Here is a 6,499-nt window from a genome sequence, read left to right on the forward strand (position 1 = left end):
CATGCCAGCGGAGACCGCCCTGCGCGCAGCGCGGTCCGGCGGCGTCAAGCCGCCTGGTAGCGAGGCGCCGGTTCGCCGGTTTGTGTCGCGGCGAACAGGGTGGCGCGGGCGGCGTCGTAGGTTTCCCACAGCGCACGGTCGTGGACTGACGGCAGCGTGATGGCTTCACCCTGATCGAACCCTGCCAGGGCCGCGTCGACCATGTCTTCCGCGGTCATCACCACTGCCGGGTCGAACGCTGAAAGCGGCATGCCGGCGAATTCGTAGAATTCGGTGGCGGTCGCAGCTGGAAGAACGAGCTGCAGCCTGACGCCGGTCCCGGCAAGCTCCTCCTGCAGGCCACGGCTGAAGTTCACCACATAGCCTTTGGTGCCGCTGTAGAGGGAGGTGATCGGCAGCGAGTGCAGCGCCATGACCGAGGCTATATTGATTATCGCCCCGGCGTTGCGCGACAGGAATGCCGGCAGCGCCGCTCGGGTCAGGCGCGTCAGCGCCGTGATGTTGAGCGCGATCGTCGACGCGGCATTCTCGTCGGACGTGTTTATCGTCGATCCAAGCGTTCCGTTGCCGGCGTTGTTCACAAGCAGCGTGATGGCGGGGGTGGTGGCGAGCACCTTCTCGACGCGCGCCAAGCCGTCCTCTTTGGTCAGGTCGGCGCTGATCACCTCGACCTTGGCGCCATAGGCCCGCGACAACTCCGCTGAGAGGGTTTTCAGGCGTTCGGCGCGTCGCGCCACGAGCACAAGATCATAGCCACGGGCAGCGAGGCGGTCGGCATAGACGGCGCCGATGCCGGCGGAGGCGCCGGTAACGACGGCGATCGGCTTGGAAGCTGAGTTCGACATGGTTCTCTCCTAAAGTTTAGCACTCAAATGTTGAGTGCTCAACCAACTAACCAAGTCTCTGCCCCATTGCAATGGTTCAGCACTCAACTATTTTGTGAAGATGGGAAAAACGGTCGAATCGTTTGCATCGCTCGAAAGTCGGGACGAGCCCGACGCGGAAGCGCCCGGCATGCCGAACGATTTCGTCTGCATCAATTCGTCGCTGCGTCGTGCGGCGCGGCGGCTTGGCCAGTTGTATGACGTGGCGCTCGTCCCAACCGGGCTGACGTCAACGCAAACCCTTCTGCTCGGCCAGATCGACGGGCTCGGGGCCGTTTATGGCGAGGACGGGCCGACGCTGCAGGTCCTCGCCGCCCGCCTGGCGATCCAGATTTCAGCGCTGACGCACGCGTTGCGGCCGCTTGTGCGCGACGGTCTGGTCGAGGTCCGCCAGGATGCCCACGACCGGCGAACGAAGCATGCCGTGCTGACGCCGCTCGGAAAAGCGCGATACCAGCAGGCATATGTTGTGTGGGTCGAGGCCAACAGACGCGTCGAGGCGATTTTGGGGGCGGCCGCGGCCGAAAAGCTGAGGAGCCTCGCCGACGATGTCGCCTCGCAGGACTTTCTCGACGCCTATGTTTCGGGCGAGAAGCCGGCGAGCGGCACCGAACCGTCGGAACATTAGAGCGCCGCGCGTCGTTGGGGATGCGCCACGGGCCTTAGTCTAGGTTTTTCTTCGACCAGCAACCGCCGCTCGGACGTCGGCGGGCAATCTGTGCTAAAGTAACCCTATGAAAGCATGGCTGGAAACGGCAAAGCGCCGGGCGCGCGACATCAAGCTTGATGTCGTCGCCCTGTGGTTCGCAGCGCGCGATCCTCGGGTGCCCTGGTCCGCGAAACTCGTGGCGGGGATGGTGGCCGCCTATGCGCTTTCCCCAATCGACCTGATCCCGGATTTCATCCCGGTGCTCGGCTATCTCGACGACCTGATCATCGTGCCGCTCGGCGTAATCCTGGCGATAAGGCTTATCCCGCCGCCGCTAATGGACGAGTTTCGGGCGCGGGCTGCCGCGCTCGAAAAACACCCGCAAAGCAGGACGGGAATGTTCTTTGTCGTGGCGCTCTGGCTGGCTTTAGCGGCTTTGCTGATCTGGGCGTTCTGGCCCACCCGCGCCAAATAGTCCGATCAGGGCTTCTCCGCAATCGAACGCCTCGAATATCTCCGGAACCGGCTCCAGCGATATGTCCCCTTGTGCCTCACTCACCCGCAGCAGTGCGCGTCCACGAACCGGAATAGCTTGGCTCGCGGCGCGCGATCCAGGCATCGAGCCCTTCGCGCAGATCGGCGGTCGGCGCCATGCGGGCGAACTGTTCGGCCTCAACCATCAACCCTTCCGCGATGGACTGGTTGATGCCGCGCGTAACTGCGGTGAGGATGCTGGCGACCGCCAGCTGTGAATGCCGCAGAATTCGCTGAGCCAGGTCAAGTGCTGCCGGCATCAGGTCGTCGTGTGGAACCACCTGGTTGACGAGGCCGAGTTCGAGTGCGCGCTGCGGCGAAAACGCCTCCCCTGTCAGCAGCAACTCGAGGGCCCGCTTGCGTCCGGCCAGCCTCGGCAGGCGCTGCGTTCCGCCGAACGTCGGCGGCATTGCGAGAACGATTTCGGGTTTGGCGAACGAGGCACGTTCGCTGGCGATGGCGAGCGGCACGGCCTCGGTGATTTCGCAACCTCCGCCGAAGGCAAGACCGTTGACCGCGGCGATGACGGGTTTGCGGAACCCTTCCAGTCTGGCCGTCAATCGCTGCCCACGCATGACGAAGTCGCGCAAGGCGGCATCGGCGCCAAGCGCCACGCTTGCCGAGAATTCGTGGATGTCGCCGCCCGCCGAGAACGCCCGCTCGCCAGCGCCGGTGAGGATGACTGCCCGGATGGAGCCATCGACCTCGATAGCGTCGAGGATGGCCAGCAGGCGGTCGATCAGGGCGTAGTTCAGCGCGTTGAGTTTTTCAGGGCGATTGAGGGTCAGGACGGCAACCCCGTCGCGAACCTCGCTCAGGACAAGTCCGGTCATTTGGCTTCCTTTCCAGCATGCGGTGGCAGGAACAGGAAAGGATCAGGCTCTCGATTGCTTGTATATTCACTAGTCGGTATACATTGCCCCATGCCCCAAGAGCTCAGCCCTACCCGCAAACGTATTGTCGATGCCGCGACGAAGCTGTTCTATGCTGAAGGGATTGGCCGCGTCAGCGTCGATGCCGTCGCCGAAAAGGCAGGCCTCACCAAGCGCACGCTTTACTATCATTTCAAGAGCAAGGACGACCTGATCGCCGCTTATCTCGATGGCCGCGACCAGCCGAATCTGAAGCAGATGGCCGGCTGGTTCGACGCCGCCGAAGGCGGTCCCGATCGCAAGGTCGAGGCGATCTTCACCAATCTGGCACGCGTGGCACGCCATCCCAAATGGAAAGGATGTGGTTTCCTGCGAACGGCCGCGGAGCTCGCCGCCATGCCCGGACACCCGGCGATGAAGGTCGGGTCGCGACACAAGGCGAATTTCGAAAAATGGCTGGCCGGCGAAATGTCAGGCCGCAGCATTTTGGAGCCGCAAACCCTGGCGCGCGAAATCGTCCTTCTGATGGATGGCGCGTTCTCGATCATGCTGATCCACCGCAACCCCGACTATATCGAGGCAGCCGGACACGCCGCTGCCATGCTCGTTCGGGCGAGATCCCAAGACAGCGCCTGACGAAGGATTGCTGCCGCGACGATCCGTGCCGGCTAAAACCCAAGCGCCAGCCACGCCGTTCCGGCAAGCAGCGTGACCAGCGTCAGCGGCAGGCCGACCTTGAAGAAGGCGGCGAACGACAGAGTTGTGCCGGAGACCCGCGCGTGCTCCGCGACAATCAGATTGGCGACCGAGCCGAGCAGCGTGAAATTGCCGGCCAGCGTCGAGCTCATCGCGACGATCAGCCAGGCGCGCTCCGGGTTTTCCAGGCCGGGTATGAATGGCCGCAGCGCCAGCACGGCCGGAACGTTGCTCATGATGTTGGACAGCACCGCGGTGAAGCCGGATAGCCGCCAGACATCGTCCAGGCCGAGGTTTTTGGCCGAGGCGACGATGTCAGGGCTGAGCAGCGTCTTCTCGGCGCCGGCGACGACGATGAACAGGCCGGCGAACATGAACAGCAGCGGCCCGTCGATCTCGCGATAGATGCGCGCCGGCTTGATGGCGCGGGTCACCAGAAGGATGGCGCCGCCGATGAGCGCCGCCTTGGCGACCGGCACGCCGGCAAAGAAAGCGATCGCCAGCCCGATGCAGACGACCACCGCCTTCAGCACCTGTCCCGGCAGCATGCGGCCGCGATAGACTTCGGGGCTGAGTTCGGCCTTGCGCGCGAATTCGGCCCGGTAGACGATGCGCACGATGACGATGACGGCGACGAGGCCAAACAGGGCGACGGGCGCCAGGGCCGCCGAGAAGGCCGGATAGGAAATCCCCGACAGCGCGCCTATGACCATGTTCTGGGGATTGCCGGTGATGGTGGCGACGCTGCCGCAATTCGACGCCGTGGCGGTGGCGATCAGATAGGGAATCGGGTTGCGGTTGATGACACGGGTGACGTGGACGACGATCGGCGCCATGACCAGACAGATCGCGTCGTTGACCAGGAACGCCGACAGAACGCCGGTCAGCAGCGTCACCATCACCAGCAGCATGAATGGCGCGTGCGCATGCTCGATGGCGACGGCGCCGAGTGCGCGGAAAGCGCCCGACACTTTCAGATGCGCCACGACGATCATCATGCCGAGCAGCAGCGTGATGGTGTCGAAATTGATCGCGCGGTAGGCGTCCTCCAGGCTGAGCGCGCCGATGGCAATCATCGCCGCGCCGCCGAGCAACGCGATGCCTGCCCGGTCGAGGCGCAGCCCAGGTACCCTGCCGATGGCGACGCCGGCATAGGTCAGGATCAGGATCAGCAACGCCGCCGCGCCCATCAGTGTCATTCGTGGAAAAGCCCCGTTCAGATCCGCCCTGCCCCGCCATTGGCGAACACGGTCCGCCAACGCCCCCTTCTCACTGCGGACATAGAATGAACGCAGGCACAGGAGGTGCCCGCGACGTCGGCGAATCTTATCTGCGAGGCGTCCGGACGATCGGTGATACCTGAAAAAAGACTCGGGTTCACGCGCCATGTCTCAGGTGCGATCTATTACCTAAGTCGTGGCGCAGAACCGGCTTGACCCATTGCGTGATTGGCCGCTTCACGCCCTTCGGTGGCGGCCCGGCGCGCACTTGGATCGCGTTTCAGAGCCGCTCGCGGATCGCGGCTGGAGTTAATGAAGGCCGAGCCGACATATTTGCGCGTGCCGATCTCGCCCATCAGGGCGAATGCCGGCATTCCCGCCTCGCGCTCGATCCCGGCAATTCGAGCTCACGTTCGGTGAAGGATTGGTCAGCACATCTGCCGCATCTACCGCGCTCCTGGCGGGGGAGCGGCCAAGTGCGCGTGCTTCTGGAAGATACCAATCTTGTCGGGATAGGTAATCCGGATCTCGCGTCCGCATCCCTCACACTTGTAATGGGAAACGACCTGAAACCAGCTGCCGTTCTTGATGACGGTGAAGTTGCACTGCGGGCATTGGAAAGTCAGGCCAACAGAGAATAGGCTGGGAGAGAGGGACATTGCAGCGCCTCGCATTCTGGGTATCTTAAAGGCGGCTTGGTTAGTCCAGCGTCTCGACGACGAAGGATGCGGCAATCAAATCGTCGGCATCGATTCTACCCTTGCCGTCCTCCATGACGGCTGCGACCTTTCGAAAGGTCTTCAGTTCCTTCTCGGTAATCCGTGCGCCGCGCATCCTCTTGTTGAGGTCGGTCACGCGCATTCGGAGTGCCTTGGATGCTCCAATCTCACGGTTCGACACGATGATCACATTCCTCCGTTGCTGGCTGCCCGCCGCACCTTTCGGCACGGCGGGCTGTCCTCCCAGTCGCTTAGGTTATTCGATGACTTTGATGACCTTGCGTGTGCCTGGATCAACGACAACGGTCCGGTCGTCGACCACCACGTAACTGTATTTGGTCTCGGGAACTTCATGAAGCTCGACCGTATCGGGCAGTGTTGAGCCGATATTGAGCTCTACCCCAGGGATTTTCACCGATGCGAGCGGCTGCTTCTTCACATATTCCTTGATGACGGTCTCCTGCTCAGGCTCGATGATCACGTCCTGAGCGGCAGCAGCGCCGATGCCTGCCAGCAGCAGAAGCCCCGCGACTGCCGTGGAAAGACGCATTCTCATAGCTTTCTCCTTCGTGTGAGATCTCTTGCGCTGGGCGGTATCCTCTTCGCGCCCGGTCCACCCAAACCTGAGGTGGCCGCAAACGTTCCTTGGTTGGGCTTCGGTCTGATCCGAGACAGGACCTAAGTCTCTCCTGCTTCGTGCAATAGGCCGGACATCGCGTCATCGGGAAAGCGATGACCAAGCCACGCCGCGCCCTACGGAGGGGAAGGACGCGGGCTGATCGGGAGGGGACACCGATCTCGCAGCTTGGTTCACAGGAGAAGATGCTGCAGAAGCCGAACGTCCTCCCCGAGCCGGTGTTCCATACGGAAGTCAAAAAGCCCGCCGCACCTTTCGGCACGGCGGGCGATCAGTTGTTCACCAGGC

Annotated in this window: 9 protein-coding genes; 4 read left to right on the forward strand and 5 right to left on the reverse strand. The window is 62.9% G+C overall.

Going from position 1 to position 6,499, the window contains the following annotated elements; genetic code table 11:
* Positions 1 to 44 precede the first annotated feature (44 nt).
* Positions 45 to 845: an SDR family oxidoreductase gene (locus EOC93_RS19340; RefSeq protein ID WP_127205419.1), complete on the reverse strand. Its 801-nt coding sequence runs from the start codon at positions 843 to 845 to the stop codon at positions 45 to 47.
* 169 nt (positions 846 to 1,014) lie between these two features.
* Here EOC93_RS19340 and EOC93_RS19345 point away from each other — a divergent pair, with 169 nt between their 5' ends.
* Positions 1,015 to 1,512 (forward strand): MarR family transcriptional regulator, encoded by a 498-nt coding sequence (locus EOC93_RS19345; RefSeq protein ID WP_245458063.1) that lies wholly within the window; start codon positions 1,015 to 1,017, stop codon positions 1,510 to 1,512.
* Between the two features lie 106 nt (positions 1,513 to 1,618).
* Positions 1,619 to 2,008 carry a YkvA family protein gene (locus EOC93_RS19350; protein WP_095489309.1) on the forward strand — a complete coding sequence of 130 codons (390 nt, stop codon included), beginning with the start codon at positions 1,619 to 1,621 and terminating at the stop codon, positions 2,006 to 2,008.
* Between the two features lie 76 nt (positions 2,009 to 2,084).
* On the opposite strand, the gene EOC93_RS19355 is transcribed toward EOC93_RS19350, so the two are convergent.
* Positions 2,085 to 2,900, reverse strand: a complete 816-nt coding sequence (locus EOC93_RS19355; protein WP_127205420.1) for a crotonase/enoyl-CoA hydratase family protein — start codon at positions 2,898 to 2,900, stop codon at positions 2,085 to 2,087.
* Between the two features lie 90 nt (positions 2,901 to 2,990).
* On the opposite strand from EOC93_RS19355, the gene EOC93_RS19360 reads away from it, so the two are divergent.
* Complete coding sequence (locus EOC93_RS19360; protein WP_095489311.1) at positions 2,991 to 3,575, forward strand: TetR/AcrR family transcriptional regulator; 585 nt, start codon at positions 2,991 to 2,993, stop codon at positions 3,573 to 3,575.
* Positions 3,576 to 3,607: 32 nt separating this feature from the next.
* Here the strand turns inward: EOC93_RS19360 and EOC93_RS19365 are convergent, their stop codons facing one another.
* A complete protein-coding gene (locus EOC93_RS19365) occupies positions 3,608 to 4,834 on the reverse strand; it encodes an anion transporter (RefSeq protein ID WP_127205421.1) in 1,227 nt (408 codons plus the stop codon).
* Positions 4,835 to 5,067: 233 nt separating this feature from the next.
* Here EOC93_RS19365 and EOC93_RS34155 point away from each other — a divergent pair, with 233 nt between their 5' ends.
* A complete protein-coding gene (locus EOC93_RS34155; RefSeq protein ID WP_164759200.1) occupies positions 5,068 to 5,496 on the forward strand; it encodes a hypothetical protein in 429 nt (142 codons plus the stop codon).
* A 58-nt stretch (positions 5,497 to 5,554) separates the two neighbouring features.
* Here EOC93_RS34155 and EOC93_RS19375 read toward each other — a convergent pair whose 3' ends face one another.
* Together EOC93_RS19375 and EOC93_RS19380 are read right to left on the reverse strand one after the other, a co-directional pair.
* A complete protein-coding gene (locus tag EOC93_RS19375) occupies positions 5,555 to 5,755 on the reverse strand; it encodes a hypothetical protein (protein WP_095489328.1) in 201 nt (66 codons plus the stop codon).
* A gap of 75 nt (positions 5,756 to 5,830) precedes the next feature.
* Entirely contained in the window at positions 5,831 to 6,130 is a 300-nt protein-coding gene (locus tag EOC93_RS19380) for a DUF1236 domain-containing protein (protein WP_095489317.1), read from the reverse strand.
* Positions 6,131 to 6,499 lie beyond the last annotated feature (369 nt).

The sequence above is a fragment of the Mesorhizobium sp. M6A.T.Ce.TU.002.03.1.1 genome (assembly GCF_003997275.1).
Classification (GTDB): Bacteria; Pseudomonadota; Alphaproteobacteria; order Rhizobiales; family Rhizobiaceae; genus Mesorhizobium; species Mesorhizobium mediterraneum.